The following is a 26,042-nucleotide window of genomic DNA, read 5'->3' on the forward strand; positions in this document are numbered from 1 at the left end:
GCCCTCATAGCCTGATTTCAACTATCCGGGCCCAATCACGCCCCCTGCTGCGCCATGAGGCACTATCCCCATGGCGCAGCAGGATCACGGCTACTGCTGCCCCGATTTAAGGTGACGCGGCCGAATGCCCAGCAGCAGCAACACCACGGCATAGACCGCAGCCCCCAGCGACAGCAGTATGGTCAGCTGCAAACTGGCCTTGCCCATGCTCCATGCGCCCCACTGGGCCAAATCTGGCGACAGATAGGCGAGCACGCCCCCCATCAGCACGCTGGCGACCAGCAGCTTGAGGCAGAACACGCCAGTATGGCGGGAGGGACGATAGACGCTCTGCTGGTACAACCCCTTGAACAGCAAGGCCGCATTCAGAGTGCCCGAGCAGGCGGTCGAGAGCGCCAACCCCACGTAACCGAGCGGGTAGATGAAGATGAGGTTGCAGACCATGTTGGCAATCATCGACATCACCCCGATCCGCACCGGTGTTTTGGTGTCTTGACGGGCATAGTAACCAGGTGCCAGAACCTTGATCAGCATCAGGGAGAGCAGACCGGTAGTGGAGGCCAGCAGGCTGGCGCTCGACATGCTCACCTCATGCAGGCCAAATTCGCCGCGCATGAACAGCACCCGCAAAATAGGCTCGCGCATCACCGCAATGCCTATCATGGCGGGCAGGCCGAGCAGCATCACCATCCGCACCCCCCAATCCATGGTGCGGGAGAAGTCCGCCGGATCGGCATCCACATGCTTCTTGGCCAATGCCGGCAGAATCACGGTACTGATGGCCACCGCAAACAGGCCGAGGGGGAACTCCAGCAGGCGATCAGAGTAGTAGAGATAACTGATGGCACCGGTCGCCAGGAACGAAGCCAGCATGGTGTTGACCAGCAGGTTAATCTGGCTGACCGAGACCCCGAACAGGGCCGGGATCATCAGGGTGCGGATCTTCACCACCCCCGGGTGATTCCATCCCCATTTGGGCCATACCAGCATGTTGATTTGGCGCAAAAAGGGGTACTGGAACAAAAACTGCACCAAACCGCCCAAAAAGACACCAATCGCCAGCGAGATCTCCGGTTTGTCCATCAGTGGCGCAATCCACCAGGCCGCCGCAATCATGGTGATGTTGAGAAACACCGGCGTAAACGACGAGACCGCAAAGCGGCCGAAGGTGTTGAGGATAGCCCCCGCCATGGCGGTAAAGGTGATGAACCAGAGGTAAGGGAAGGTGATTTTGAGCATCAGACTGGCGAGCTCGAACTTCTCGGCCGCGGGGCCACCGTGCAGCCAATCCCAGAACCAGCCCCAGCCAAACAGCGCGGTCAGCACACCCGACCCCAGCACCCCGAGCAGGGTGACCACAGTCACTATCCCCCCCAGCGTGCCCGCTACCGCCGCCAGCAATTCACGCACTTCCCCCTCGTCGCCATTTTTCTTGTACTCCGTCATCACGGGAACAAAAGCCTGGTTGAAGGCACCTTCGGCGAACAGACGACGCAGAAAGTTGGGAATGCGATTGGCAAAAAAGAAGACGTCGGCGGCCACCCCGGCACCGAGCAGATTTGCGATGACCACATCGCGAACCAAGCCCATTACGCGGGATGCCAGCGTCATTCCGGACACTATCATGCCGGATTTGATCAATTTCTTACTCAAGACGAGGCCTCTGGAACTGTCAGAATGAAAAGAATGCTGCTAGAATCGGCCGACAGTTTAACCGTCTCCCTACTGACACACCACCGGGAGGCGGTGTTTATTTGCACAAATCATTTGACAATATGTGGTTGGAAGGGCATATTTCCGGGCCTTTTCAATACACTCGCTAAGACAGTTTTAGGAGTTTTACCTTGGCTAACATCAAATCTGCTAAGAAGCGCGCTCTTCAGTCAGAAAAACGCCGTCAGCACAACGCCAGCCGTCGTTCCATGACCCGTACCTACCTGAAGAAAGTCATTGCTGCTATCGCCTCTGGCGACAAAGCTGCTGCGACTGCCGCTTTCGCTGTTGCTCAGCCGATCATGGATCGTATGGCGACCAAAGGCCTGATCCACAAGAACAAAGCTGCTCGTCACAAGAGCCGCCTGTCTGCCCAGATCAAAGCTATGGCTTAATCAGCGTCTGCTGATCAAAGCTGAAAAAACCGGCCTTAGTGCCGGTTTTTTATTTATCTGCGCTGCAATAAAGTCGATGCAGCAAACTGATCATTTCACGCACCTCATGGCTGCGCAGCGAATAGTAGACCGTCTGGGCCTCTTTGCGCGTCGTCACCAGTTCATCCCGCCGCAATAGCGCCAGATGCTGTGACAAGGCCGACTGACTCAATCCCAATCGCTCGTTGAGCTCCCCCACCGACAGCTCTCGCTCCAGCAACTGGCACAGAATAAACAGCCGCCGTTCGTTGGCCAGCGCCTTGAGCAAGGCCACCGCTTTACTCGCATTGGCTTCCATCTCTTCAAGTTGCATCACATCTCTCCTCTGCCACTGATCGCCGATGATACGTGGTGACGGGTCGTTTTAAAACGACAGGGTGGCCGGCTGAATGGCGGAAAAATTCTCCTGGCCGGAAAAGAGAAAGGTAAAATCGCTCTCGCAGACCCGCTTCACCGCCGGATGCTGGATCATCCGCTCGGCGAAGATGACGTAATACTCCTCCATCAGATCCTGGGTTTCCCCGATCAGCATCACCCCCTCCCCCTCGAGGATCTCCTCCTGATAGATGGTGGGAGCCATAAAGATGCCCTGATTGAAGAAGCCAAACGCCTTCATCAAGGCGGCATCATCAAACTCGCCAAGAATGCTGGGAGAAACCCCCTGCTGCTCGAACCACTGGGTCAGCTGACGGCCCATGGCAGTACGGCGACCGGGGATCAACAGCTTGCGCTCCTCCAGACAGGCGGGAAATGGCTTTTCGGGCAATGGCGCCTTGCAGAAGAAGCTGACGCCACAGCCGCCCAACCGCTTGGAGAGCAGCCCCGCATGCTGGCTGGAGTCCACCGGACAGTCGGAGAGGATCATATCGAGCTTGTGTTCGCTCAGCTGCTCCAGCAGCAGTTCGTGGGTCGATTCGAAACAGCGCAGATGGATGGAACCATCATTGGGGATGACAGAGAGAAGCACGCGGCTGGCAAGGCGCTTGGAGAGGGCATCTGCGATGCCGACGTCGAACAGGATCTGGCTCTCCTTGCGGTAGTTGACGATATCGAGCATCTCGTAGGAGAGGCTGAACATCTTGTCGGCATAACGAAATACCAGCTGGCCCAGCTCGGTCGCCTCAAGGGAGCGCCCCTTGCGTTTGAGCAGCTTGCCACCGAGGCGCTGCTCCAGCAGCTTGATCTGGCCGGTGACGGTTTGCGGGGTCAAAAAAAGGGCTTCCGCTGCCTGGGTAACGGAGCCCTTCTTCTGAGTCATCCAGAAATAGTAGAGATGGTTGTAGTTAAGGTGTGACATCCGATGGGGTTCCCGCTTGACGCGGACTCCGGTAGCAGCTGAGTTCAACCGCCAGAATGTCATACATGTCGCTAACCGAGTCAACCTTGTTCGCGCCAAACTGCTCCATCAGACTGGCCTTGAGGCGTGCCTTGTCAGGCATCCGGTCAGCGCAATAACGCTTGTTGGAACGCTTTACCATCTCGCCAGCCCGGCTGCTCAGCGCCCGCTCGGAGAAGGTCTCGCCAAAGCGCGCCTTGGCCTGCTTGTCCCCCAGCAGCAGGGCGCTGTCTACCACCCCGTTGAGATAGGCAGAGCAGTTCGCCGAAGTGGCGTCCTGCTTGCAATCCTCCAGCCCGCCGGCCCAGGCCGCGGGGCTCAACAACAGCATCAACAACCCTGTATGCAGCTTCATAGTCCCTCCGTACTCTGTTCCCCTTCACCCTTGGGAAGGGCCATGCGCAAGGCCAGATAGCCGACTACCGCCGCCATGGTGGAGCCCACCAGGATCCCGAGGCGAGAGTAGCTGCCGTAATCCAGCCCACCGTGCTCGAAGGCGAGAGACGCGATAAACATCGACATGGTGAACCCGATGCCACAGAGGATGCTGACCGCAAAAATTTGCTTGAAGTTGACCCCGGGCGGCAACTGGGCGATGCCCAGCTTGACCGACAGCCAGCTGATGGTGAACACCCCGAGCGGCTTGCCGATAAACAGCCCCAGCATGATCCCCATAGGTACCGGACTCAGCAGGGAGGAGAGACCAATCCCCTCCAGCGATACCCCGGCGTTGGCAAAGGCAAACAGCGGCAGGATCAGATAGGCACTCCAGGGGTGCAACTTGTGCTCCAGATACTTGAGCGGCGAGGCGTAACGCTTGCCGTTAAGCGGGACCATAAAACCGACCACCACACCGGCCAGGGTCGCATGGACGCCAGACTTGAGCACCGCAACCCAGAGCACTAGGCCAACCAGCATGTAGAGGCTGATCCTGTCCTCACCACGACGATTCATCCAAAGCAGGGTGAGGGTTGCCAGAATACCGATGGCCAGCGCCTCCAGCGACAGCTGCTGGGTATAGAAGAGCGCGATGATGATGATGACGCCGAGGTCATCCATGATGGCCAGCGCCAACAGAAATACCTTGAGGCTCACCGGCACCCGCTTGCCGAGCAGCGCCATCACCCCGAGGGCAAAGGCGATGTCGGTCGCAGCCGGGATCGCCCAGCCAGCGCGCGCCACTTCATCCGAATAGTTGAAAAAGGCGTAGATCAAGGCTGGGGCCAGCATGCCGCCCACCGCAGCGATAGCCGGGAAGGTCGCCTGAACCCGGGTCGAGAGCGCCCCTTCCAGCATCTCTCGCTTCACTTCCAGGCCAACCAGCAGGAAGAAGATCGCCATAAAGCCATCGTTGATCCAGAGCAGCAGTGGCTTGTTGATGTCGAGAGCTGCGATGCGCACCTGAACCGGCGTGTCGAGAAACGCCTGATACCCGCCAGCCAGCGCGGTATTGGCTAAAATCATTGCCAGCATGGCAGCCATGATCAGAATAATTCCGGAGGCGGCCTCCAGCTTCAGGAACTTTTTGATTACGTCACTCATGGTTAAATTTTCCACCGTATTGCTTTGGTTTGAGTCTATCTCCTGCAACAACCAATGGAAAATCGTTTCTTGCTGCTCAATACAACGAAAAAACCGAAGGCAAAATAGAACATACCTGCTATAAGAAGCAGGTTTTTCCTCGTCTCTGGCTACCGTCTTATTAATCAACAAAATGAATTTTCAATTATTTATCTGCATAAAAATACAACGTTAGATAATGGCCATAAGGTCACGAGACTTTATTACGTAACGCATTAAAACTCATATCTAGGTGGCCTGTTCTGTATGACATGCAAAACAAACATAGCCCCGCGGTTGCTCGATGGCACAAATCATAGCCATAAAAAATCCCGCCGAAGCGGGATTTTTCATGGCTTGCAGCCTTACAGCACGGCCAGCGCTGCAGCGTAGTTCGGCTCGTCGGCAACTTCGGCGACCAGCTCGCTGTGCAGCACCTTGTTGTCACCATCCAGCACCACGATGGCGCGAGCGGTCAGACCGACCAGCGGACCGGAAGAGAAGGCAACGCCGTAATCTTCCATGAAGGCCGCACCGCGCAGGGTGGAGAGGGTCACAACCTTGTCCAGACCTTCGGCGCCGCAGAAGCGGGACTGGGCGAACGGCAGATCGGCGGAGATGCACAGCACAACTGTGTTATCCAGCGCGCTGGCCTGCTCGTTGAACTTGCGCACAGAGGTCGCGCAGGTCGGGGTATCGACGCTCGGGAAGATGTTCAGGATTTTGCGCTGACCGGCAAAGCTTGCCAGGGTCACGTCGGAGAGATCCTTGGCCACCAGAGAGAATGGCTTGGCTTGCTCACCGGAGACCGGGAAGTGACCAGCGACAGAAACCGGGTTGCCTTGCAGAGTGACTGAGTTGCTCATGTGTTATGTCCTTTATTGGTGTAGTAAAAATCCGGGTGATCAGTATAGGGGCGGCGGGACCAGACAAACACCCGCGAAGACAAGGGATATAAAGGGGTTGACCTTGGACTTAACACCAAGGTTTAGACTCCTTCTCAGTAATCAGGGATCTCGCAGGGGCGGGATCCATCAAGAGGGACTCATCATGAGCAAATCCTGCTGCAATCATCAGCACGCCGCCCCCATCAAGGCCGTCAGCAAGGCGGCCTCCGGCCAGAGTGAACATCACCACGATAGCCACTGCTGCGACAACACCACGCCCGTCAGTTGCTGTTCAACCCAGACGCCTCATGAGCACGCATCCCGTGACGGCAATGAATCCCCTGGGGATGAAGAGCCTCCCCGAGGAAGCTGTCACGATCAAGCGTGCTGCAGCGCCCCCTTATCGCCAGCTCACGATCATAAGCATGAGCATAAGCATAAGCACGATATGCCCCCTGCCGACCCGCTAGTTGCGCCGGAGCAAGGTAACAGTCGCCACAGCTGGCAGGTGTTGGGGATGGATTGTCCCAGCTGCGCCCGCAAGATCGAGACCGCCGTCAGCCGGGTGAGCGGCGTGCAACAGGCGCGCGTGCTGTTTGCCACCGAGAAGCTGGTGGTGGATCTGGCCCCCGGCCTATCTCCCGATCCCGTCACCGCCGCTGTGCTGGCCGCCGGTTTCCAGCTCAAAGGGGAAAGCGCTGACAAGCAGGCAGCTGGCCGCAAGCAAGCTTCACAACAGCCCCTGCAGGGCAATCTATTCGATAACTTTTTGGGCAAATATTGGCAGCCCCTGTCACTGGCCGGTCTGATGCTGGTTGCCGCCCTGCTGCCGAAAGAGTTCGGTCAGCCGCTCTTTACCCTGGCGACCCTCTGGGGTCTGTGGCCCATCTCGCGCAAGGCGTGGGCACTGACCAAAAGCGGCTCCCCCTTCGCCATCGAGACCCTGATGACGGTGGCCGCCCTGGGCGCCCTGTTCCTCGGTGAAACCGCCGAAGCGGCCATGGTGCTGCTGCTCTTTATGCTGGGTGAGCATCTGGAGGCCTACGCCGCCGGTCGCGCCCGGGCCGGAGTGACCGCCCTGATGGCGCTGGTGCCTGACAAGGCGCTGCGGATCCGTACCACTGCCGAGGGCGAGGTGCGCGAAGAGGTCGGCGCCGATGAGCTGCGTCCCGGCGATATCATCGAAATCGCCCCGGGTGCCCGTCTACCTGCCGACGCCCGCCTGCTCGATGAGCTCGGTGCGTTTGACGAGAGCGCCCTGACCGGTGAATCCATTCCGGTGGAACGCCGTCAGGGTGACAAGGTGCCGGCCGGCAGTCTGGCTGCCGATCGAGTGCTGAGCCTTGAAGTCGTCTCCGAGCCTGGCAACAACGCCATCGACCGCATTCTGCACCTCATCGAGGAGGCCGAAAGCCAGCGCGCCCCCATCGAGCGCTTTATCGATCGCTTCAGCCGCTGGTATACCCCGGCCATGATGCTGGCCGCCCTGCTGGTGGTGCTGGTGCCGCCCCTTGCCTTCGGCCAGAGCTGGGACGAGTGGATCTATCGCGGGCTGGCGCTGCTGCTCATTGGCTGCCCTTGCGCGCTGGTCATCTCCACCCCGGCAGCGGTCACCTCGGCGCTGGCCGCCGCCACCCGTCAGGGAGCGCTGATCAAAGGGGGTGCCGCACTGGAGCGACTGGCCCATATCGATACCGTCGCCTTTGACAAGACCGGCACCCTGACGCTGGGCAAGCCGCAGCTGACCGAACTGGTGAGCCTCAATGGCCAGCCGGAGACCGAGTTGCTGGCGCTGGCGGCTGCCATCGAGCAGGGCTCTCACCACCCGCTGGCCCGCGCCGTGGTCGCCAACGCGACCGAACAGGGGCTGACTCTGGCGGAGGCCCGCGACCTGCGTGCCCTGCCGGGCATGGGCGTTGAGGGACGCATCAACGGTGAACTGTGGCAACTGCTGGCACCGAGCCGGGTGGCGACCCTGAATGCGGAGCAGCAGACCCGGATTGAGTCGCTGGAGCGGCAGGGCAAGACCGTTGTGGTGCTCTGCCAGAGCAGCGGCGACCAAGCGCTGCCGGTCGCCCTGCTGGCGCTGCGGGATCAGATCCGGCCGGAAGCCGCCACCGCGCTGCAAGAGCTCAACCGGCTCGGGCTCAACAGCATCATGCTGACCGGGGATAACCCCAACGCTGCCGAGGCGATCGCCACCGAGCTGGGCATGGGCTGGCGCGCCGGTCTGCTGCCGGAGAACAAGGTAGAAGAGATCGCCAAGCTGGCCAGCACCCGGAAGGTTGCCATGATCGGCGATGGTATCAACGATGCCCCCGCCATGAAGCGGGCCAGTATCGGCATCGCCATGGGGGGCGGCACCGATGTGGCGCTGGAGACCGCCGATGCGGCGCTGACCCACAACCAGCTCGGTGGCATCGCCGCGATGATCCGGCTGTCGCGGGCGGCACTGGCCAATATTCACCAGAATATCGCGCTGGCACTGGGGCTGAAGGCCATCTTCCTGGTCACCAGTCTGCTCGGCATCACCGGCCTGTGGATTGCGGTGCTGGCCGATACCGGCGCCACCGCGCTGGTGACCGCCAACGCCCTGCGGCTGCTGCGCAAGCGCTAAGCCAGCCAATGGCATCCCAGCCAAAAGCCGTCCCCTAACCGGGACGGCTTTTCTTTTTCCTCTCATTTCTCTCACGGCACCCCGTAAAAGAAAAAGCGCGCCTGCCGGTCGGCAGTCGCGCTTTGCTTACTCTCTCGGAGTTATCCCAACCTTGGCAAGGTGGAATTCAACCCGGGGGCACCGAGCCATCCCCCGGACTCAATGGCTTGCTTACTTGACGCTGCACTCCTGAATGACGGCTGTGCCCGCCTTGACGCCAGCCTGGTCAACCTTCACCAGCACACTCCACAGCCCCTGCGGCAGGGTGATGCTGTTATTGGCACTGCCACCCTTGGAGAAGGCGAACGAATAGCCGGTTTCAGCGTTCACCGCGCCGCCACCGTTGAGCAGGTACTCCTTGCTCCAGTCCTCGTTGGCGACCTTGAACTCGGTGCTACCGGCGTAGTTGAACGCCGCCTGATAGATGGCGAGATCGCCGTCCATCCCCTTGTAGCTCAGCTGGTACTGGGGCTGGGCTCCCCAGCCGGAGAGCTCACCCTTGACGAACAGGTTGTAGCCGAGCGGATTGCCCGCCACCGTATCCAGCACCTTGCAACTCTGCACCGGCTCGGTGAAGCTGACGCTCAGGGTCGGCTTGTCCTTGTTCATGGCGGTAAAGACAAACTTGTAGCTGCCTGCCTTGGCCAGATCGACACCGATATTGCCGGTTTCTCCCCCCTTGCAAAGGGTCAGCGGGGTGCCGACCACCAGCTTGTCACCAGCGTTGCAACTGCCGTAGTTGACCGGCCCCCAGCTGGCGTCAGCGATCTTGACGTTGGTGGGACCCAGCTTGTCGGTGCTCACCTCGGTAGTGAACTCGTACATGAAGTTGCCGCTGAAGGTCATCTGGTTGGTGTTGCCCCACTCATCGAGGAACCCCTTCAGATAAACATCGGTGTTGCCAAACGGTGGCAGGGTGCTCAGGTCGGTCTTCTTGCTGACCGGCAGGCCCGCGCCCTGAGCGCCATTCTGCGGCTTGACGAACACAGCGGCAGACCAGGCCCCCAGCGTCAGCTGGCCGTTATCATAGGCGGCGCCGCTGGCGATGCTGTCGACTGCGCGATGCTTGCTGCTTAGCACCATACCGCTCAGATCGATCGGCTGATCGTTACCGTCACGGAAGTCACCGATGCTCTGGCTCTGGTTGCTGGCGTTGATCATCACCACCAGGCCGTCGATGGCCGGATCCAGATCCGCCCCGGCACTGACGCCATCATCCACCGTCATGACGATAAGGCCGGGCACCTGATCCGGGCCGGTATTGCGGAAGTCGACCCGCTTGATCACCTCGGCGCCACTGCCCAGACGCAGCAGGCGGGAGGAGTTGCGCAGCTCCGCCAGCTCCCGATAGAAGCTCACCATCTGCGCCATCTCGGCCGAGCCCGGCTTGGCATGCTTGCCGAGCACCTGCTCGATCAGCGGATAGTTGTCGCCATCCTTATCCTTGCGCGGCAACCCCTTGTCGAAGTTGTTGTCACCCAGGGTGTAGTCGACCTTGTTGTACCAGTCGCCCGAGTCATAGCTGTCCCGCTCCATGGATTTGGATCGCAGCAGCTCGACACCGGCGTGGGTGAAGGGAATGCCCTGCCCCAGCATGGCAGTCGCCAGCGAGACCCCCTGCATCCGCACCAGATCGGCTCCGGCAGGCGCCTTGTAGATCAGGTTGTCGAACAGGGTCTGGTTGTCGTGCTTGTCGACATAGTTCTGCACCTCCACCGGATCCTGGGCATAACCGGCGCTCTGACCGTTGTAGTCGATCTCGGCGCCTTTCTTCGGCATGCCATCCTTGTCGGTCAGCACGAACTCCTTGAGGTTGCCCGCCATGCCGAGCCTCACCAGATCGGACTGGTGCAAGGCCGTAGCCAGATCCACCTTGCTCATTTCGTTAGGATCGACGAAAGCACCGTTGCCAAAGCCCTGGGTCTTGCGAATGGTATCGCCGCCGTCGAACGGACTGCCGCCGCGCACCGCATCGCGCAAGCGGTCCGAGAAAGAGCCGATACCGGTACCGCCCAGATGCTTCTGGGTCGCCTGCACGAAGCGCTTGTCATCCTGCACTTCGCCGAAGTTCCACCCCTCACCGTAGAAGTACATCTCGGGATTGACCTTCTTCACCGCGGCCAGCGCCTGCACCATCTGATCTTTCGGATGGTGGCCCATCAGGTCGAAGCGGAAGGCGTCGATCTTGTAGTCGCGCGCCCAGGTGACCAGAGAGTCATCCATCAGCTTGGCGAACATGGCGTGTTCCGGCGCCGTGTTGGAACAGCAGGTGGAGTTCTCCACCGAGCCAGTCTCCGGATTGAGGCGCTGATAGTACCAGGGCACTATCTTGTCGAGCACCGACTTGGGGCCGAGCCCGGATTCGTTGGTGTGGTTGTAGACCACGTCCATCACCACGTTCATGCCGATGTTCTGCTTGATGGCCTTGACCATCTCGCGGAACTCCAGAATACGTTTGGTGCCCTCGGCGTTGGTGGCGTAGGAGCCTTCCGGCGTGGTGTAGTGGTAGGGATCATAACCCCAGTTGAAGGAGTCGACGCCGCGCAGATAGCCGGAGAGCTCCTGCACCTGCGGATTATCCTTGCTGTCGCCCCCTTGCAGGTCGGCCAGCACATCTCCCACAGTCTGACCGCCACCGCAATAGCCGCCAAATCTGGATGTTTTCACATCCGGATTGACCTGACAGAGCTTGCTGAAGTCATCGCCGAGATTGGCCACCTTGGCCGGATCCTCGTTGACGGTGGCGATATCGAACACCGGCAGCAGGTGCAGGTGGCTGACGCCGCTCTTTGCCAGGGATTTCAGATGGTTGACCGGTACAGAGTCGGGCTGGGTCAGGCCGACAAATTTGCCGCGCTTCTCTTCATCGGTGGAGGCATCGTTGCCGGTCAGGTCGCGAACATGGGCCTCATAGATGGTGATATCGGCGGGGTTCTGCTGGCTGTGTGGCGCCTTGAGGCTGTCCCATCCTTCCGGTTTCAGGGCCGGATCGTCGAGATCCACTACCTGACTGAACTCGGAGTTCATCGCCAGGCTCAAGGAGTAGGGATCGGTCACCTCGTAGTGCTCGACCTTGCGGCTCAGCGGGTGGTAAACCTCCATGTCGTAGCGGTAGAACTGGCCGATCAGCTCGCTGCCCCCTTCGTAACTCCAGCTGCCGCTGGCGCTGTCGAAAGTCATGGCCACTTCACCACTCTTCTGGTGGCTGGCGTTGTAGAGGGCCAGCTTGACCGACTTGGCGGTCGGCGCCCAGAGGCGGAAGGTCACCCGGTTGCCCTCTACCACGGCGCCATAGCTCAGCTTGGTCGCCTCGGGAGCATAGAGCGCATCGAGGGCGCCGGCGCTCTGCACCAGGGTCGCTCCTTGCAGGATACCGTCGGCATCGGTGCCGATAGCCACCAGTTCCCCCTTGAGCAGGGGCTTGAGATCTTTACCGGCAGGCAGGGCAAAGGCGGCGGCATCCTTGAGATGCGGATATTTGGCCTGCTGCTCGGCAGTGAGGCTGGTCGCGGTCAGGCTGATATAGGGGAAATCGAACACCCCATCGGCATTGGCCTTGATGGTGCCCGAGTCGGTGTAATAGAGGCGAACGTGGGGCTTGTCTTTGCCCCCTTGCCAAATCAGGGTATTGCCATCGATAAGATGAGCGCTGGCCCCCGCCACACCAAAGGCCGCGGTAAAGGCTTCGGCACGGCTGCCAAACAGCTCCTTCTTGCCCGCGACGATAGCTACGGTGCGATCCGGGTGCTCACTGAAGATCACCTTCATATCGCTGCCGGTCAGGTTGGCCAGATCGCCGTTGCGAGCGATAAAGTTGATGCACCCTTCCACATTTTTGAGCGGCACGACCCAGGCCGGACCAAAGCTGTCGGCGGTAGCTGGTGTCTTGCTCTTGTCATCCCACCCGGTATTCAGGCCACTATCAGCGGTAGCGTTACAGGCATCGTTGTTCCACAGATGCAGGCTGTGGCTGTCAAACGGTGCCTTGGCCCCTTTGGCTGCCGACTGGGTATCCACCAATGCGATAACAACCTGGTTTTTATCGGCTTCCAGCAACTCTTTAGGGGGATCCATCTTGGGTAGACGGGCAACGGGGCCGTCCGTGGGTTCAGGTGTGGGGGAGGAGCCGTTGTCATTACAACCAGACAAAAGCGCGAGCAGTGAGGCTGTTACCAGCGCCACTTTGGTCTTTTTCATATCCATATTTTTATAATTCCCGCTGTAGTTAGTCTCGATAGTCGAGCACCCGGTCATTGCCAGGCGGTGCCATATTAATCAGCGGCAATCGATTCAAATGTGAGCGGAAGGGCAAAAAAACCATCCAGTTTTAACAAGATAACGTTTTCAGACTGAAACTTCGATCCGGCTCACAGACCTCGTGGCCATTTGGCCTCATATCTGGAAAACGGCAGTCACGGGGTCAGAAAAGCAATGTCTGATCAAGTGGATAGACAAGGAGTAAACAATGAAACGGATTGAAGAGCAGGCAAGACGACTCGATCAGGAGTATCAGGCGATCGGGCAGCTATTCGACCAGTTCTGCCAGCAGGCAGGCACCCTGGCCGAGCAGTATCACTTCTTCAACTGGCCCGACTATGAAGACTCCCCCCCGCTGAGCCGCGCCTTCACCCTGCTGGGGGAACCCCGCGAACTGCGGCTACGCTGTCAGCCCGGCGAGCGCTCCGCCCTCAATGGCCTGATCCAGGTGGTCTCGGAGGATGGCACCATAGATGCCAGCCTCGGGTTTCGCGCCGATGGCCAGTTGCTGCTGGAGTCCGGCAAGCTGCTGGAGTCCGGCAAGCTGCTGGACAACCCGCCCGGGCTACTGCTCAAGCTGCTGCTCGGTGCTGTGTGGCAACACAAGCCCCAGGATGAGATCACCGGACAGCCGCACTGAATCAGACGGGTGTAAAACACTTGTGCATACTACGTTCTCAGATAGGCAGATTCATCCAGCCCTGTTACCAAACTAAGATAGTCACATCATGAGGTATTGCCGCTTGCGTGAGCAAATACATAGCTAAAAGCAACAAAGAAAGACCGGATGGAATCCCATTCGGCCTCTTCTGAGCAAAACGTTATGTTGATCAGACTTCAATAAGCGCTCACGCCATCGGGATTCCCCGAGATCGGGAGGTCAACAGATCTGTACGTCACTGATGCGGTTCATCACAGCGCCTCGTCGTCACTCTCGCCGGTGCGGATGCGCACCGCTTGCAGCAAGTCGTAGACAAAAATCTTGCCGTCGCCGATCTTGCCGGTATAGGCCGCCTTGCAGATCGCCTCGATCACCCCTTCCACGTTATCATCGGCGGTAGCAATCTCCAGCTTCACCTTGGGCAGGAAGTCGACCTGATACTCGGCTCCCCGGTATAATTCGGTGTGTCCCTTCTGGCGGCCAAATCCCTTGACCTCGGACACGGTCAGCCCTTCCACCCCCAGGTTGGCAATAGCCTCGCGGACATCGTCCAACTTGAACGGTTTGATAATCGCACTAATCAGCTTCATCTGGTTGCTCCCAATCCATGGTGTGTCATGAATCGGGTTTCAATTCTTATGCCAAGTATTTTTATTGTTTTATTTCATATAGATAGAGTTTAATGCCTGCGCCATTCGTCAGGCACATCCCCATAACCGGCCAGCACGCCCCATAATGAGGCACCATGCTGCAGCGGTCAGCGGGTATGCACCAAACAAGAGCAAAACAGCATGTTAGTTATCTCCAACAGCGTCACGATTCCCTGGCATGAGCTGCAATTTCAGACCATGCGGGCACAGGGCAACGGTGGACAGCACGTCAACAAGACCGACTCCGCCGTCTGGCTGCGCTTCGATTACCGCAACTCTCCCAGCCTGACGCCCCTCTACAAGGAGGGTCTCGACAAGCTGAGCGACAGCCGGGTACACGATGGCTTTATCCTGATCCGGGTCGAGAGCCATCGCAGCCAGGACATGAACCGCAAGGAGGCGATGAACCGTCTGGTGGAGTTGCTGAAGAAAGCAGCCTGGCGCCCCAAGGCTCGCCATGCCACCAAGCCGACCCGCAGCTCCCAGCGCAAACGGGTCGATGCCAAAAAGCGCAAGGGGGATATCAAATCCGCCCGCGGCAAACCGGTTCTGGACTGAGCCAGCCCCCAAAGGATGTCAGCCGATGAGATACAGTTTTTGCGACAGCGCCCGCGGCCCCCTGCTGGTCGCCATCGATCAGGATGGTCTGCGCTATGTGGAGTTCGTGCGGGGGGAGCAGCCGGTAACTCCGACCAATGAGTGGCAGCGTGATGACCTGGCTCTTGCTCCTTTCGTCGAGCAGTTCACCGCCTATTTTGCCGGAAAATTGCAGCAGTTCGATCTGCCCATGGCACCGAAGGGCACCCCGTTCCAGCAAACGGTGTGGAACGCTTTGTGTGATATCCCCTATGGCGAGACCGTGAGCTATCTCGAGATTGCCCAGGCTATCGGCAATCCCAAGGCAGTGCGAGCAGTAGGCGCTGCCAATGGCCGCAATCCGCTGAGCATCATAGTACCCTGCCATCGGGTGATCGGACGCAGCGGCGATCTAACCGGCTATGCTGGCGGCATTCCCATCAAGCGCTGGTTGCTGGCACTGGAACAGGCAGGCACAACATTCGAGCTGGCCCCATGAGACAATGAGCGTCCCCGGAGAGGAACGGGACAATATCGCGACCAGAATGAAAAGGCTTTCAATCAGTGGCCACGCCTTGCTGACAAGATGAACAGAAGATGAAGAATCGCCTCAGAACTACTTCAGATTGAGCTTGGCATGATGGCTCCATACTTGAATGGCACGGCTCATTCGCTGATTCAAGTAGCACCCATGTGACGCTTCCAATCTGTCTTTTTCCCCGCGCCTCCTCTGAGGCGCTTTTTTTGTGGCAACACAACAGGCCACCCTCTGACTGAGTGACCTGAGCATCGCACGCTCTGCACCTCCACAAAGACAAGAGGCGAAGGATCCCCCTTGGCCTCTGGCGTTATCGCTGGCTACTCGCTCTGGGGCAGGAACTGCAGCTCTGGCGCAGAAGAGGTCAGCACATCGGCGCAGTAATCCCAAGTGGAGATGCGATAGTGCTGCAGATCTTCATCCAGATGCAGGCCGTCCGACTCCTGATGGAACCAGCTGGCAAAACGGGATGGAGTGATGAGCTGGATCTGCTCTTCGATGGCGTGGCTATCCTTCCCCTCAGCCAGATCGCAATCCTCGATGACCCGCAGGGCATAAATATGGCGAAAATAGACCCTGCAGAGGATTTGCGGGGGTAGATCGATGCTGCGCGCCCGCCCCAGCATGATGGTCAGGGAGTCGCTCCAGAGCTCCTGATGCAACTCGGCCACAACCAGACCGGGCGGGAGCTGGCGGGACGGAGCCCAAGGGACGGCAACCTGCCGAATGGCATTTTTCTGTTCCATATTCACCTCACGACAACTCGCTCCCTGTCTTGAGTCTATCTGAACCACATAGTCCCGGCGAAGGCAATCGATGGACAATAAAAACGGCAATAAAAAAGCCGACGTATCAAACGTCGGCGAATAAAAAGTGCTTACAACAGAGGATTCAAATATTCAGACCCGCGGGTCGAAAGATTGGTTCCCTCTTTTTGTAATTAATTTTCGGCGCGTTTAAACATCAGGGTATTGGCGTCCGACTCTTCCGGCACAAAGTAGTAGCCCTCGGCGTTGAAACCGGTCAGCTGCTCCACCTCGGTCAGACGGTGCTTGATGATGTGGCGAGCCATCATGCCGCGCGCCTTCTTGGCGTAGAAGCTGATGATCTTGAACTGGCCGTTCTTCTCATCCTTGAACACCGGTGTGACAATCCGCCCTTTCAGGCTCTTGGGTCGTACCGACTTGAAATACTCGTCGGAGGCCAGATTGATCAGCACTTCATCCCCCTGCGCAGCCAGCGCGTCATTGAGATGGTGAGTGATCACCTCCCCCCAGAACTGGTAGAGATCCTTGCCGCGACTATTGTTGAGCCTGGTCCCCATCTCCAGTCGATAGGGCATCATCAGGTCGAGGGGGCGAAGCACGCCGTAGAGGCCGGAGAGCATCCGCAGGTGTGCCTGAGCGAAGTCAAAATCGGCCTCGCTAAAATCCTCCACCGCCAAACCGGTGTAGACATCCCCCTTGAAAGCCAGCAGCGCCTGACGGGCATTGGCGGGGGTGAAATCTGGCTGCCACTCGGCAAAACGGGCGGCATTGAGACCGGCCAGCTTGTCGCTGATCTTCATCAGAGTGGCGATCTGGTCAGGGCTCAGTTGGCGGGCCCGGCGAATCAGTTCGGCGGAGTGATCCAGCAGCTCGGGTTGGGTGAAACGGGGGGTCACCAGCGGTGACTCGTAATCCAGCGTCTTGGCCGGGGAAACCACAATCAGCATAACGTTCCTTTCTGGCGAGGGGCCGAACAGCGGATCGGCCCCATGTTTCATTCATCCAGCGTCACATTTTCCAGTGTGCCGGACCCCAGCTGCTCGCGACCGGAGAGCTTGATCAGCAGCCGCAGGTCGTTGGCCGAGTCGGCATGGGCGAGGGCCTCACTGTAGCCAATCTGGCCGGCGCAGAACAGGCTGAAAAGCGCCTGATCGAAGGTCTGCATGCCCAGTTCGGCAGATTTGGTCATCACCTCCTTGAGACGGTGCATCTCTCCCTTGCGGATGATGTCGGTGATGAGCGGGGTATTGAGCAGGATCTCGAATGCCGCACTGCGCCGCAAACCATCGACACTCGGCACCAGTTGCTGGGCGACAATGGCTCTGAGGTTGAAGGAGAGATCGAACAGAAACTGGCGATGTTTCTCCTGCGGCACCAGATGGAGGATGCGATCCAGCGCCTGGTTGGCGTTGTTGGCATGCAAAGTGGCGAGACAGAGATGGCCAGTCTCGGCGAACTGAAGGGCAAACTCCATGGTCTCCTGACTTCGGATCTCGCCGATCAGGATCACGTCCGGTGCCTGACGCAGCGAGCTTTTCAGTGCTACATCGAACGACTCGGTGTCGATCCCCACCTCCCGCTGGGTCACCAGGCTACGGCCATGCTGATGGACGAACTCCACCGGGTCTTCCACCGTCAGGATATGACCATCGGCATGCTGGTTGCGATAGCCGATCATCGCCGCCTGAGTGGTCGATTTACCCGCCCCGGTGGCACCGACAAACAGCACCAGCCCGCGCTTGGCCATCGCCACCTCCTGCAGGATCCTGGGGAGCTGCAGATCTTCAAAGGTGGGAATGCGGGTCTCGATACGACGAATCACCATACCGGGCAGCTCCTGCTGCCAGAAGGCGCTGACCCGAAAGCGACCCAGCGCCTCGCGGTAAATCGCGTAGTTGGCCTCCTTGGTGCGGATATAGCGCTCGAAGTGATCGCTGCTGAGGGTATCCCTGACCAGCGTCAGCGCCCCCTTCTTGTCGAGCGCTTCCCCCCCCAGCGACACCAGATGGCCATTCACCTTGAGGGTGGGCGGCGAGCCCACCGTCACAAACAGATCTGATCCCTTTCGCTCGACCAGCTCGCTCAGCAGATCATCCAGATTCATCATCTATCCCTCCCTGGGTGCGAGTCGCTTAAATGCTGTTGGGATCAACAGCCTTGGCCTTGGCATCGAGGGATGCCACCACGCCACGACTCACCAGCTGCTTGAGGCTCTGATCCATGGTCTGCATGCCGTGGGTCATCCCGGTCTGGATCACCGAGTAGAGCTGGGCAATCTTGTCCTCCCGGATCAGGTTACGCACCGCCGGAATGCCCATCATGATCTCGTGAGCCGCCACCCGGCCACCGCCAATACGCTTGAGCAGGGTCTGGGAGATGACCGCCCGCAGGGATTCTGAGAGCATGGAGCGCACCATGTCCTTCTCCGCGCCCGGGAAGACGTCGATGATACGGTCGATGGTCTTGGCCGCCGACGAAGTGTGCAGAGTGCCAAACACCAGATGGCCGGTTTCGGCGGCCGTCATGGCCAAACGAATGGTCTCAAGGTCGCGCATCTCGCCCACCAGAATGATGTCCGGGTCTTCCCGCAGTGCCGAGCGCAGGGCGTTGCTGAAGCTCTTGGTATCCCGGTGAACTTCCCGCTGGTTCACCAGACAGCGCTTGTTCTCGTGGACGAATTCGATGGGGTCTTCGATGGTGAGGATGTGGTGATGGAAGTTCTCGTTGATGTAATTGACCATGGCCGCCAGGGTGGTCGACTTACCGGAACCGGTCGGGCCGGTCACCAACACCAGACCCCGCGGGAACTCGGCGATCTTGCGGAAGATCTCCGGCGCATCGAGATCCTCGAGGCTCAGCACCGTGCTGGGGATGGTACGAAATACCGCACCAGAGCCGCGCGCCTGCTGGAAGGCGTTGACCCGGAAACGGGCCAGATTGGGTACCTCGAACGAGAAGTCGACCTCGAAGTTCTCCTCCAGCTCCTTGCGCTGATGGTCGTTCATGATGTCGTAAATGAGGGCATGCACTTCCCTGTGTTCCAGGGCGGGCAAATTGATCTTGCGAACCTCACCATCAACCCTGATCATCGGGGGAACCCCGGCCGAGAGGTGTAGATCCGAGGCTTTATGCTTTACACTGAAAGCCAATAACTCTGTGATATCCATAGACTTGTCATTCTCCCATCACAAGATCACTAACGAAATATGAACCAGATTGCCCAGCACCTGTTTCAGGTAAAGGAACGTATTGCCCAGGCCGCCGAACGGGCTAGCCGCAACCTGCAGCAGATCCGCCTGCTGGCCGTGAGCAAGACCAAGCCGGTCGAGGCCATCATGGCTGCCCATGCTGCAGGTCAGCGCTGCTTTGGCGAATCATACGCTCAGGAAGCAGCGGCCAAGATCGATACCTTGCGCCAGCAGCCGGAATATAGCGACATAGAGTGGCACTTTATCGGCCCTTTGCAATCGAACAAATCCAAACTGATCGCCGAACGGTTTGACTGGGTGCAGAGCGTGGATCGGGACAAGCTGATCGACCGCCTCAACAACCAGCGCCCAACTACAATGGCACCGCTAAATGTTTGTCTGCAAATCAATATTAGCGGAGAGAGCAGCAAATCCGGAACGTCGGAACAAGAGATTTTCCGCCTTGCCGAGCTGGTCTCCCACAGTGAGCGACTGGTGCTGCGGGGGCTGATGGCCATTCCCGAACACACCAGTGACGAGAGCGTACTGGCCGCCCAAATGACCCGTATGCAGACTCTGTTCACCGAGCTTGCGCGACAATACCCCACGGTGGATACCCTCTCGATGGGCATGACCGAAGACCTCGAACTGGCGATCGCCCATGGCAGCACCATGGTGCGGGTCGGCACCGCCATCTTCGGCGCCCGTGACTACTCATAGGCAAGGCCAGCGGATAACCCATACGTCCGCCTCTTGCCGCGACTTCATCAACAGGAGCGTTTGATGGAACACCGAATTCTGGCGTCAGTTGGTGCAGGCAGCACCCACCCCGCCGCGACCCCATGTGCAACAGGAGCATCTGATGCAGCATAGAACGCTGGCCTTTATCGGCGCGGGCAACATGAGCCGAAGCATCATCGCCGGACTGGTCAAGGCGGGTTATCCCGCCGGGCAGATCACTGCTGCCAACCCCAGTCTGCCCAAGCTGGAGGCGCTGGCCAAGGAACATGGCATTCGCATCACCCAGAGTAATGCCGAGGCGGCCCGCGACGCCGAGGTGATCGTGCTGGCGGTCAAACCGCAGCTGATGGCCGGCATGCTGGCAGCCCTGGTTGCCGAGTTGGGCTCCCTTGAGGGCAAGCTGCTCATCTCCATCGCGGCCGGTATCAAGGTGGCGCGCCTTGGCGAGATGGCCGGTGGCCATGACCGCATCATCCGCACTATGCCCAATACCCCTGCCCTGCTGGGTCTGGGCATGACCGGTCTCTATGCACCCGAACATATTGCCGCCGCGGATCGCGACTTTGCCGAGCAGATGATGCAGGCGGTCGGCAAGACCCTCTGGGTGGAGCAGGAGTCCGGCATCAACGGCATCATCGCCGCAGCGGGCAGTGCCCCGGCCTACTTCTTCCTCTTTATGCAGGCGATCGCCGAAGAGGCCGAAGCGATGGGTTTCTCGCCCGATCAGGCACGCCTGCTGGTGCAGCAGACCGCGCTGGGCGCAGCCGCCATGGTGGAGCAGAACCCTGAGCTGGCGCTGCAGACCCTGCGTGAGCAGGTCACCAGCAAGGGCGGCACCACAGCTGAAGCCATCAAGACATTCCAGCAGCAGGGGCTGATGCCGCTGACTGCGCAAGCCATGCAGGCGGCCGTTGCTCGTGCCACCGAAATGGAAACCCTCTTCTAACAGGAGCCCAGATGAACACTGCTTACTTTCTGATTAACACCGTTTTCGATCTCTACCTGATGGTGATCCTGCTGCGCGTCTGGCTGCAGTGGGCCCGCGCCGACTTCTACAACCCGATGAGCCAGATGGTGGTCAAGCTGACCAATCCGCTGGTGATCCCGCTGCGCCGAGTTATCCCTGGCTTTGGCGGCATCGATCTCGCCTCCGTGGTGCTGGCGCTGGCTGTCGCCTTCCTCAAGCTGGCCCTGCTCAAGAGCATGAACGTGCTGCTGGCGGACTGGCTCAGCATCAGCCTGTTTGCCGCGCTGACTGTGCTGAAGAAAGCGGGCTCAATGATCTTCTGGGTACTGCTGATCCGCGCCATCCTGAGCTGGGTCAGCCAGGGCCGCAACCCCATCGAATACGTGATGCATCAGCTGACCGAGCCGTTCCTCGCCCCTATCCGCCGCGTACTGCCGGCACTGGGCGGACTGGATCTCTCGGTGTTAGTCGCCTTTATCGGCCTGCAAGCCATCAACTACCTGCTGGGTGACCTGTTTGGCCAGCTGTGGTGGATGATTTGATGCCAGCCGTCCTGCAACAAGGGGATGAACTGGTACTGCATCTGGTGATCCAGCCCAAGGCGAGTCGGGATCAGATCATCGGATTGCATGGCGAAGAGCTGAAAGTGGCCATCACGGCGCCGCCGGTTGATGGCCAGGCCAACAGCCATCTGATCAAGTTTCTGGCCAAGCAGTTCAAGGTGGCCAAGGGACAGATCACCATAGTGCGGGGCGAGCTGGGGCGACACAAAACCGTCGCCATCGACAGCCCCAAACAGTTGCCGCAAGAAGTGAGTGCGCTGCTGAATGACACGCAAGGCTGAATGAATCGGCCTGCGCCAACCGTAGATATGAGAGGGATGACAGATGAAAACAGCCTGGATGAGTGGCCTGCTGGCACTGCTGATGACCCTGCCGCTCAAGGCAGAACAGATGAAGGAGCTGGGGCCCTGGTTGGTGCACTACAACGCCTTCAACTCCAGCTTCCTCACACCGGAGGTCGCCAAGGCGTATGGACTGGAGCGCAGCCGCTACAACGCCATCATCAATATCGCGGTACAGGACAAGCAGAAAGTGGCGCAAGCCGTGGGGATCACCGGTGAGGCCAAGAACCTGACCGGCACCATCCGCACCCTGAACTTTCAGGAGGTAAAAGAGGGGGATGCCATCTACTATCTGGCGACCCTCCCCTACCGCAACGAAGATACCTATCAGTTCACCCTGAAGATCATGGGCGGTGGGCAGCAACAGAACCTCAGCTTCCAGCAAACCTTCTACGTCGACTGAGCAGCAACAAGAAGCCCCGACCAAGGCCGGGGCTTCATTTTATCCATATGACAAGGGCGCCATGAGGGCGCCCTTGTTACATCTATTCCGTACCGCGACTGTTACATGGCGAGGAACAGACCGGCCAGACAGGCGCTCATCAGGTTCGCCAGCACGCCGGAGAGAATGGCGCGCATGCCGTAACGGGCGATGAAGGATTTGCGCTCCGGCACCATGGAGCCCAGACCACCGATCAGGATCGCCATGGAGGAGATGTTGGCAAAGCCACACAGGGCAAAGGTCACGATGGCCTTGCTCGACTCGCTCAGGGTCTGATCCTGCACCAGACCGATAAAGGCGACGAACTCGTTGACCACGATCTTGGTGCCGATCAGGGCGCCAGCGGCTTGCGCCTGATCCCAGGGCACACCGATCAGCCAGGAGACGGGGGCAAACAGCCAACCCAGAATGATCTGGAAGCTCAGGTCCAGCCCTACCAGACCGCCAGCCCAGCCGAGCAGGCCATTCAGCATGGCGATCACGCCAACGAAAGCCAGCAGGGTGGCACCGACCGCCACCGCGATATTGAGGCCGGACATGGCGCCATCGGCCGCCGCTTCGATCACGTTGGTAGCACGGGGGATCTCTACATCCTGATGGTGATCGACCTCTTCAGCTCCCGGCGGCACCAGGATCTTGGCCATCGCCAGACCGGCAGGGGCCGACATGAAGGCGGCAGCGATCAGGTATTTCAACTCAACCCCGAGGCTGGCATAACCCACCAGGGTGCCACCGGCGACGGAGGCGAGACCACAACTCATCACAGCGAAGAACTGGGAATCGGACATCTTGGAGAGGTAGGGCTTGACCACCAGTGGAGCTTCCACCATGCCGACGAAGATGTTGGCGGTCGCGGAGAGGCTCTCGGCACGGCCGGTACCCAGCAGCTTCTGCAAGCCACCACCCAGCAGGGCGATCACCCGCGGCATGATGCCGATGTGGTAGAGGATGGCGATCACCGCTGAGAAGAAGATGATGACCGGCAACACGTTGAAGGCAAAGATGAAGCCCAGCTTGAACTTGGCCAGATCACCGAACAGGAAGGCGATCCCCTCCTGACCATAACCGATCACGCTGCTTACGCTCTCGCTGACCCCGTTCAGCACGTGCTGACCGGCAGGCAACCAGAGCACCAGACCGGCAAACATGATTTGCAGACAGAGGGCAAGGCCAACTGTTCGCAACGGGATACGACGACGATTATCAGAGCAGATGACGGCAAGCGCCAGGATACTCAGGATGCCGAGCAGGGCAATCATAGGGACTCCATCAGGTGGGGCAAAAGATGGGCGCGGATTCTGCGCCTCTCCCCCCGTCACTGCAAGTCCGCTTGGTTACAACCCTGTTAGAAAAAACGTTTGCACGATATCGGTTGCGCCAACTGGCTGATTTGGTTCGGTTTTAGTATCAGGAGAAATCGAGAATTCTTAAATGGAAACAATCATTCCTCACCACCGGACAATTTACCCCCGAGCCAGGGGGCCAGTCGCTGTTCCCAATAGGGTTCGGGGCCAAAGCGGGCCTTGAGGAAATCGATGAAGAGACGGATCTTGGGATCCAGATGTTCGCGCCGGGCATAAACGGCGTGTACCGCCATCTGCTGGTTCGGTCGCCACCCTGGCAACACCGGGATTAGCTTGCCGCTCTGTAACTCCTTGTCCAGCAAGTAGTTGGCGATATAGGCGATGCCAAGCCCAGCCAGTGCCGCATCCCGCACCGCCTCCGCCATATCCACCCGATAGTTGCCCGCGACCTGCACCGTCTGGCGCTCCTTGCCCTGGCGAAACGACCACTGGTGATAGCGCCGCTCCCTACTCTGGTAAGTGATGCAGTTGTGCTGGGCCAGATCCTTGGGATGAAGCGGCGTGCCGTGGCTCAGCAGGTAATCCGGCGAAGCCGCCACCACGAAGCCAATGTCGGCCAGCCGCTGTCCCACCAGCCCTTCCGGCTTGTCCTCATAGGTGGTGAGCCAGAGATCCAGCCCCTCATCCACCAGATTGGTTCTATGGTCGAACAGCGAGACTTCCAGCTCCAGCTCGGGATAGCGATCCTGAAACGCCTTGAGATGGGGAATGACGTGCAGACGGCCGAAGGATTGGCCTACCCCGAGATGGAGCACACCGCTCACCTTGCCGCGCCGCTCGGCGATCATGGAGTCCGCCTCCTGCGCCACCGCCACCAGCGCATGGCAGTGGCGGGCATACTCCTGACCCAGCTCGGTCAGGACGAAGCGGCGGGTGGTGCGCTGTACCAGCTGGGCGCCAAGAGTGGTCTCCAGCAGCGCCAACTGCTTGCTGATATGGGATTTGGAGACCCCGAGACGACGGGCGGCAGCAGAGATCCCCTGCTCGCGCACCAGCGCATCGAAGATCACCATTTGAGGAAGACGTTGCAGCACAAGATAACCGGATTGAGTGGCGGGAGCCCATTATTCCAGAGCCGCCCGCCAAGGAATAGGGTCAGAGCCCCAGCGCCCGGGTGATCTGCAGTTTGAGGGGGTCGTCAGCCGGATTCTGGTTGGCGCCGTAGCTGGCGATCAGCTTGCCATCGCGCCCCACCAGATACTTGTGGAAGTTCCAGTTCGGCTCATCCCCATCAGCGGCCGCCGCCAGCCCCTTGAACAGTGGCACAGCATCGGAGCCCCGCACCGCTACCCGATTGAACATCGGGAAGGTGACGCCATAGTCGCGGCGACACACCTCGGCGGTCTTGGTCTCGTTGCCCGCCTCCTGCCAGAAATCGTTGGAGGGGAAACCCAGAATAATCAGCCCCTTATCCTTGTAGCTTTGGTAGAGCTTCTCCAGATCGCGAAACTGGCCGCTGTAGCCGCAGTAGGAGGCGGTATTAACCACCAGCACCACCTTGCCCTCGGTCAGCTGACAGAGGTTGTGGCGCTGGGCATTGTTGAGCTCCCGCATCTCTACATTGAAATAATCGGGGCACGCCGCAGAGGCCGCGCCAGCCCCCAATAACAGCAACAGAGTGAACCATTTCATCGCCAAGACTCCTTTTGTTTTGTCCATCATACGCGGTTACCAGAGCCGCAGTTCACTCTCAATGCAATGGAATGCCGGTCAGCCAGCCGTGGCCCCAGAATACCAGCAGCGCAGTGGCAGCCAGGCCTGCCCCGACGCTGATGCCAGTGCCCGTCCAGTTAGCCGCCGGGCGGGGATATCGCTGCCAGTCCCGCACCGAAATCCAGACCATGCTCACCAGCGCCCACAGCCCGATGCCGCCAAACAGCACCAGAGATCGCGCCTCGCTGTTGACCAGCAGATGGGCCACCGCCCAGAGCTGGGTACCGAGCAGTTGGGGATGCACCAGCCAGCGGCGCAGATGGTTGGGCCCCTGGCCGGAGAAAAAGAGGATCAGCGCAAAGGGCATCATCACCGTCATGGTCATCGGCCCCCACTCCGGCAGGAAGTAGAGCGGCAGCGAGCTGGCCGAGCGCCAACCGGCGATGATGCAGGCGATGGCGACAAACACCAGCAGGGAGAAGAGCCCCTTGTAGCGATTCTCACCCAGCCGTTCTCTCAGTCGCGCCCGATGGGCCACCGCAAAACAGGGGTAAAGATGGATCAGGGTAAACAGCGCAACCCCCAGGGTCAGCAGGAACATGAGTCTCTCCTTGTACTTGGTACGACCACTATGCCGTAAAGGGAGATTTGCGCCTATCAAAACCGCGCTGACCCATAGAGTCAAAAGTGTGGCAAGACAAAGGAACGGAAAGAAAAGAGCCGATCACGATGGATCGGCAAATAAGTG

The 26,042-nt window shown here is 59.3% G+C and carries 26 protein-coding genes; 10 read left to right on the forward strand and 16 right to left on the reverse strand.

Annotated elements, in window-relative coordinates:
• Positions 1-90: 90 nt before the first annotated feature.
• On the reverse strand, positions 91-1,653 hold the full coding sequence (murJ, locus tag ACB042_RS11665) for a murein biosynthesis integral membrane protein MurJ (RefSeq protein ID WP_371178450.1): 1,563 nt from the start codon (positions 1,651-1,653) through the stop codon (positions 91-93).
• 191 nt (positions 1,654-1,844) lie between these two features.
• Between murJ and rpsT the strand changes: the two genes are divergently transcribed.
• The gene (gene rpsT / locus ACB042_RS11670; protein WP_005308808.1) at positions 1,845-2,108 is read left to right on the forward strand and encodes a 30S ribosomal protein S20; all 264 of its coding nucleotides are present in this window, start codon (positions 1,845-1,847) and stop codon (positions 2,106-2,108) included.
• Between the two features lie 49 nt (positions 2,109-2,157).
• On the opposite strand, the gene ACB042_RS11675 is transcribed toward rpsT, so the two are convergent.
• The 5 genes from ACB042_RS11675 to tpx form a co-directional block, all read right to left on the reverse strand.
• Entirely contained in the window at positions 2,158-2,460 is a 303-nt protein-coding gene (locus ACB042_RS11675) for a metalloregulator ArsR/SmtB family transcription factor (RefSeq protein ID WP_013724128.1), read from the reverse strand.
• A gap of 51 nt (positions 2,461-2,511) precedes the next feature.
• Positions 2,512-3,444, reverse strand: coding sequence for a transcriptional activator NhaR (gene nhaR / locus ACB042_RS11680; protein WP_371178451.1), 933 nt, complete (start codon positions 3,442-3,444; stop codon positions 2,512-2,514).
• A complete protein-coding gene (locus tag ACB042_RS11685) occupies positions 3,431-3,838 on the reverse strand; it encodes a hypothetical protein (protein ID WP_005348920.1) in 408 nt (135 codons plus the stop codon). The genes nhaR and ACB042_RS11685 overlap by 14 nt, the downstream gene beginning before the upstream one ends.
• Positions 3,835-5,025, reverse strand: coding sequence for a Na+/H+ antiporter NhaA (gene nhaA, locus ACB042_RS11690; RefSeq protein WP_151286214.1), 1,191 nt, complete (start codon positions 5,023-5,025; stop codon positions 3,835-3,837). The genes ACB042_RS11685 and nhaA overlap by 4 nt, the downstream gene beginning before the upstream one ends.
• 383 nt (positions 5,026-5,408) lie before the next feature.
• Entirely contained in the window at positions 5,409-5,909 is a 501-nt protein-coding gene (gene tpx / locus ACB042_RS11695) for a thiol peroxidase (protein ID WP_159142982.1), read from the reverse strand.
• A gap of 184 nt (positions 5,910-6,093) precedes the next feature.
• On the opposite strand from tpx, the gene ACB042_RS11700 reads away from it, so the two are divergent.
• Entirely contained in the window at positions 6,094-8,547 is a 2,454-nt protein-coding gene (locus ACB042_RS11700) for a zinc/cadmium/mercury/lead-transporting ATPase (RefSeq protein WP_371178452.1), read from the forward strand.
• Between the two features lie 210 nt (positions 8,548-8,757).
• Here ACB042_RS11700 and pulA read toward each other — a convergent pair whose 3' ends face one another.
• Entirely contained in the window at positions 8,758-12,789 is a 4,032-nt protein-coding gene (gene pulA / locus ACB042_RS11705; RefSeq protein ID WP_371178453.1) for a pullulanase-type alpha-1,6-glucosidase, read from the reverse strand.
• Between the two features lie 262 nt (positions 12,790-13,051).
• On the opposite strand from pulA, the gene ACB042_RS11710 reads away from it, so the two are divergent.
• On the forward strand, positions 13,052-13,483 hold the full coding sequence (locus tag ACB042_RS11710; protein WP_371178454.1) for a hypothetical protein: 432 nt from the start codon (positions 13,052-13,054) through the stop codon (positions 13,481-13,483).
• Between the two features lie 272 nt (positions 13,484-13,755).
• Here the strand turns inward: ACB042_RS11710 and glnK are convergent, their stop codons facing one another.
• Positions 13,756-14,094 (reverse strand): P-II family nitrogen regulator, encoded by a 339-nt coding sequence (gene glnK / locus ACB042_RS11715; RefSeq protein ID WP_005341406.1) that lies wholly within the window; start codon positions 14,092-14,094, stop codon positions 13,756-13,758.
• A gap of 201 nt (positions 14,095-14,295) precedes the next feature.
• Here glnK and arfB point away from each other — a divergent pair, with 201 nt between their 5' ends.
• Together arfB and ACB042_RS11725 are read left to right on the forward strand one after the other, a co-directional pair.
• Complete coding sequence (arfB, locus tag ACB042_RS11720; protein ID WP_139430011.1) at positions 14,296-14,712, forward strand: alternative ribosome rescue aminoacyl-tRNA hydrolase ArfB; 417 nt, start codon at positions 14,296-14,298, stop codon at positions 14,710-14,712.
• Positions 14,713-14,737: 25 nt separating this feature from the next.
• A complete protein-coding gene (locus ACB042_RS11725) occupies positions 14,738-15,229 on the forward strand; it encodes a methylated-DNA--[protein]-cysteine S-methyltransferase (protein ID WP_227341897.1) in 492 nt (163 codons plus the stop codon).
• Positions 15,230-15,588: 359 nt separating this feature from the next.
• Here the strand turns inward: ACB042_RS11725 and ACB042_RS11730 are convergent, their stop codons facing one another.
• The 4 genes from ACB042_RS11730 to tapT all read right to left on the reverse strand — a co-directional run bounded on the left by ACB042_RS11730 (position 15,589) and on the right by tapT (position 19,202).
• Positions 15,589-16,014 carry a hypothetical protein gene (locus ACB042_RS11730; protein ID WP_371178455.1) on the reverse strand — a complete coding sequence of 142 codons (426 nt, stop codon included), beginning with the start codon at positions 16,012-16,014 and terminating at the stop codon, positions 15,589-15,591.
• Between the two features lie 194 nt (positions 16,015-16,208).
• Entirely contained in the window at positions 16,209-16,982 is a 774-nt protein-coding gene (yaaA, locus tag ACB042_RS11735) for a peroxide stress protein YaaA (RefSeq protein WP_201937767.1), read from the reverse strand.
• A gap of 47 nt (positions 16,983-17,029) precedes the next feature.
• On the reverse strand, positions 17,030-18,139 hold the full coding sequence (gene tapU / locus ACB042_RS11740) for a type IVa pilus ATPase TapU (RefSeq protein WP_371178478.1): 1,110 nt from the start codon (positions 18,137-18,139) through the stop codon (positions 17,030-17,032).
• Positions 18,140-18,167: 28 nt separating this feature from the next.
• A complete protein-coding gene (tapT, locus tag ACB042_RS11745) occupies positions 18,168-19,202 on the reverse strand; it encodes a type IVa pilus ATPase TapT (protein WP_005340354.1) in 1,035 nt (344 codons plus the stop codon).
• 39 nt (positions 19,203-19,241) lie between these two features.
• On the opposite strand from tapT, the gene ACB042_RS11750 reads away from it, so the two are divergent.
• The 5 genes from ACB042_RS11750 to ACB042_RS11770 all read left to right on the forward strand — a co-directional run bounded on the left by ACB042_RS11750 (position 19,242) and on the right by ACB042_RS11770 (position 22,238).
• A complete protein-coding gene (locus ACB042_RS11750) occupies positions 19,242-19,943 on the forward strand; it encodes a YggS family pyridoxal phosphate-dependent enzyme (protein ID WP_323930107.1) in 702 nt (233 codons plus the stop codon).
• 142 nt (positions 19,944-20,085) lie between these two features.
• On the forward strand, positions 20,086-20,910 hold the full coding sequence (gene proC, locus ACB042_RS11755) for a pyrroline-5-carboxylate reductase (protein ID WP_371178456.1): 825 nt from the start codon (positions 20,086-20,088) through the stop codon (positions 20,908-20,910).
• Between the two features lie 11 nt (positions 20,911-20,921).
• Entirely contained in the window at positions 20,922-21,473 is a 552-nt protein-coding gene (locus ACB042_RS11760; protein ID WP_005340343.1) for a YggT family protein, read from the forward strand.
• On the forward strand, positions 21,473-21,775 hold the full coding sequence (gene yggU / locus ACB042_RS11765) for a DUF167 family protein YggU (RefSeq protein WP_005340341.1): 303 nt from the start codon (positions 21,473-21,475) through the stop codon (positions 21,773-21,775). The genes ACB042_RS11760 and yggU overlap by 1 nt, the downstream gene beginning before the upstream one ends.
• Before the next feature lie 43 nt (positions 21,776-21,818).
• On the forward strand, positions 21,819-22,238 hold the full coding sequence (locus ACB042_RS11770) for a DUF4426 domain-containing protein (protein ID WP_005340339.1): 420 nt from the start codon (positions 21,819-21,821) through the stop codon (positions 22,236-22,238).
• A 101-nt stretch (positions 22,239-22,339) separates the two neighbouring features.
• Here the strand turns inward: ACB042_RS11770 and ACB042_RS11775 are convergent, their stop codons facing one another.
• The 4 genes from ACB042_RS11775 to ACB042_RS11790 all read right to left on the reverse strand — a co-directional run bounded on the left by ACB042_RS11775 (position 22,340) and on the right by ACB042_RS11790 (position 25,895).
• Positions 22,340-23,536 carry a NupC/NupG family nucleoside CNT transporter gene (locus ACB042_RS11775; protein ID WP_005341421.1) on the reverse strand — a complete coding sequence of 399 codons (1,197 nt, stop codon included), beginning with the start codon at positions 23,534-23,536 and terminating at the stop codon, positions 22,340-22,342.
• 182 nt (positions 23,537-23,718) lie between these two features.
• Positions 23,719-24,654 (reverse strand): LysR family transcriptional regulator, encoded by a 936-nt coding sequence (locus tag ACB042_RS11780; RefSeq protein WP_005340335.1) that lies wholly within the window; start codon positions 24,652-24,654, stop codon positions 23,719-23,721.
• An 82-nt stretch (positions 24,655-24,736) separates the two neighbouring features.
• Positions 24,737-25,273 carry a glutathione peroxidase gene (locus tag ACB042_RS11785; protein WP_005341435.1) on the reverse strand — a complete coding sequence of 179 codons (537 nt, stop codon included), beginning with the start codon at positions 25,271-25,273 and terminating at the stop codon, positions 24,737-24,739.
• A gap of 58 nt (positions 25,274-25,331) precedes the next feature.
• Positions 25,332-25,895: an NnrU family protein gene (locus tag ACB042_RS11790; RefSeq protein ID WP_371178457.1), complete on the reverse strand. Its 564-nt coding sequence runs from the start codon at positions 25,893-25,895 to the stop codon at positions 25,332-25,334.
• Between the last annotated feature and the right edge of the window lie 147 nt (positions 25,896-26,042).

This window comes from Aeromonas sp. S13(2024) (genome assembly GCF_041402405.1).
Taxonomy (GTDB): domain Bacteria; phylum Pseudomonadota; class Gammaproteobacteria; order Enterobacterales; family Aeromonadaceae; genus Aeromonas; species Aeromonas veronii.

Coding starts and splice junctions, on each gene's coding strand:
- ACB042_RS11675 (WP_013724128.1), bottom strand. CDS start 2,460: ATGCAACTTGAAGAGATGGAAGCCAATGCGAGTAAAGCGGTGGCCTTG.
- nhaR (WP_371178451.1), bottom strand. CDS start 3,444: ATGTCACACCTTAACTACAACCATCTCTACTATTTCTGGATGACTCAG.
- ACB042_RS11685 (WP_005348920.1), bottom strand. CDS start 3,838: ATGAAGCTGCATACAGGGTTGTTGATGCTGTTGTTGAGCCCCGCGGCC.
- nhaA (WP_151286214.1), bottom strand. CDS start 5,025: ATGAGTGACGTAATCAAAAAGTTCCTGAAGCTGGAGGCCGCCTCCGGA.
- tpx (WP_159142982.1), bottom strand. CDS start 5,909: ATGAGCAACTCAGTCACTCTGCAAGGCAACCCGGTTTCTGTCGCTGGT.
- ACB042_RS11700 (WP_371178452.1), top strand. CDS start 6,094: ATGAGCAAATCCTGCTGCAATCATCAGCACGCCGCCCCCATCAAGGCC.
- pulA (WP_371178453.1), bottom strand. CDS start 12,789: ATGGATATGAAAAAGACCAAAGTGGCGCTGGTAACAGCCTCACTGCTC.
- ACB042_RS11710 (WP_371178454.1), top strand. CDS start 13,052: ATGAAACGGATTGAAGAGCAGGCAAGACGACTCGATCAGGAGTATCAG.
- glnK (WP_005341406.1), bottom strand. CDS start 14,094: ATGAAGCTGATTAGTGCGATTATCAAACCGTTCAAGTTGGACGATGTC.
- arfB (WP_139430011.1), top strand. CDS start 14,296: ATGTTAGTTATCTCCAACAGCGTCACGATTCCCTGGCATGAGCTGCAA.
- ACB042_RS11725 (WP_227341897.1), top strand. CDS start 14,738: ATGAGATACAGTTTTTGCGACAGCGCCCGCGGCCCCCTGCTGGTCGCC.
- ACB042_RS11730 (WP_371178455.1), bottom strand. CDS start 16,014: ATGGAACAGAAAAATGCCATTCGGCAGGTTGCCGTCCCTTGGGCTCCG.
- yaaA (WP_201937767.1), bottom strand. CDS start 16,982: ATGCTGATTGTGGTTTCCCCGGCCAAGACGCTGGATTACGAGTCACCG.
- tapU (WP_371178478.1), bottom strand. CDS start 18,139: ATGAATCTGGATGATCTGCTGAGCGAGCTGGTCGAGCGAAAGGGATCA.
- tapT (WP_005340354.1), bottom strand. CDS start 19,202: ATGGATATCACAGAGTTATTGGCTTTCAGTGTAAAGCATAAAGCCTCG.
- ACB042_RS11750 (WP_323930107.1), top strand. CDS start 19,242: ATGAACCAGATTGCCCAGCACCTGTTTCAGGTAAAGGAACGTATTGCC.
- proC (WP_371178456.1), top strand. CDS start 20,086: ATGCAGCATAGAACGCTGGCCTTTATCGGCGCGGGCAACATGAGCCGA.
- ACB042_RS11760 (WP_005340343.1), top strand. CDS start 20,922: ATGAACACTGCTTACTTTCTGATTAACACCGTTTTCGATCTCTACCTG.
- yggU (WP_005340341.1), top strand. CDS start 21,473: ATGCCAGCCGTCCTGCAACAAGGGGATGAACTGGTACTGCATCTGGTG.
- ACB042_RS11770 (WP_005340339.1), top strand. CDS start 21,819: ATGAAAACAGCCTGGATGAGTGGCCTGCTGGCACTGCTGATGACCCTG.
- ACB042_RS11775 (WP_005341421.1), bottom strand. CDS start 23,536: ATGATTGCCCTGCTCGGCATCCTGAGTATCCTGGCGCTTGCCGTCATC.
- ACB042_RS11780 (WP_005340335.1), bottom strand. CDS start 24,654: ATGGTGATCTTCGATGCGCTGGTGCGCGAGCAGGGGATCTCTGCTGCC.
- ACB042_RS11785 (WP_005341435.1), bottom strand. CDS start 25,273: ATGAAATGGTTCACTCTGTTGCTGTTATTGGGGGCTGGCGCGGCCTCT.
- ACB042_RS11790 (WP_371178457.1), bottom strand. CDS start 25,895: ATGTTCCTGCTGACCCTGGGGGTTGCGCTGTTTACCCTGATCCATCTT.